Consider the following 1,154-nt stretch of genomic DNA (forward strand, 5'->3'; position numbering starts at 1 on the left):
GCTCGTTTCATTTCTTATACTATTTTTCACATTTATTCTCTCAAATCCTTGATCCGTTCAAAAATAGCTTCCCTTAGTTTTTCCACATCATCCGTTGTCTTTTTCAGTCCCGCGGCAGCGGCATGTCCTCCACCGCCAAAAGGAGTCAGCAATTCATTGACGTCAATCCATTCACCATCAGATCTGAAAGAACATCTCCATTTATTCTCAGCTTCCTCATACATGGTAAAGCTCAGCTCTATATCCTCGCAATCCCGAAGAATTTCTGCAATTGGATGGATATCTTCATAACGGATTTCTTTTTCTTTGCTCTCTTTCTGATCTACACAAACATACGCTACTTTGCCATCCAGTACACAAAACGCCTTATTTAATAAAAGGGCTTTCTTCTGTAAGCTTTCCAGCGTATCATTATGCATCGTTTTCATAATATCACTGTGTTTTACGCCAATTCCCTGCAATGTCATTACCGCATACAGAGTACTTTCCTTTGCCCTGGCAAGACCTCCTGTATCCTGTATGATTCCCAGGTAGATATAATCAGCAGCTGTTGGATGAAGTTCTAAAGTTGTCGCTTTTTCTAGACTATTTTTGTCCAGTATGTAAAAAACATTCTCTGCACAGGCTTCTGAAACTTTCGTATAATTAATGTTTCCATATCCTTCATTAGATGCATGGTGATCAATAACCATTGATGCCGTAGCAACTTCATAATATTCTCTTCCTGCCATACGCACGATCACTGCATTATCGCACACAATAACTGCAAACTTTTTTCCTTCTACGTTCGGTTTTTCAAATGGATTAAATACTTTATCTGTCTTTATGATCTTATTAGGGCCTTTATCTATTGTATCCGCCAGATATGGAAGCACTTCATACTGAGGATAGTTTACCTTTATGTAATGTGCTAATCCCATGACAGATCCTGCCGCATCCCCATCCGGATTTATATGTCCCAGTAATACAACTGTATCCAGTTTATTACTGGTCATCATGTTTTCGAATTCTTTGTCAAAATCAAATTCTTTTGGCATATTTCTCCTCCTCTTCTTTTCGGTAAAAAATAAAATCTAAGACACAAGTACTACTGTATCTCAGATTTTATCTTTAGTACTATAAATGAGCAAGTTCGTGATTTTGCATAAAAGAAA

Annotated in this window: 1 protein-coding gene; it reads right to left on the reverse strand. The window is 37.6% G+C overall.

The window, feature by feature from the left end; all coding sequences use genetic code 11:
* Positions 1-32 precede the first annotated feature (32 nt).
* Positions 33-1,037 carry a DHH family phosphoesterase gene (locus QZL69_RS03090; RefSeq protein WP_022213758.1) on the reverse strand — a complete coding sequence of 335 codons (1,005 nt, stop codon included), beginning with the start codon at positions 1,035-1,037 and terminating at the stop codon, positions 33-35.
* Positions 1,038-1,154: the final 117 nt, after the last annotated feature.

The sequence above is a fragment of the Blautia sp. CAG:237 genome, assembly GCF_000436615.1.
GTDB lineage: Bacteria > Bacillota > Clostridia > Lachnospirales > Lachnospiraceae > Blautia_A > Blautia_A intestinihominis.

Coding starts and splice junctions, on each gene's coding strand:
- QZL69_RS03090 (WP_022213758.1), bottom strand. CDS start 1,037: ATGCCAAAAGAATTTGATTTTGACAAAGAATTCGAAAACATGATGACC.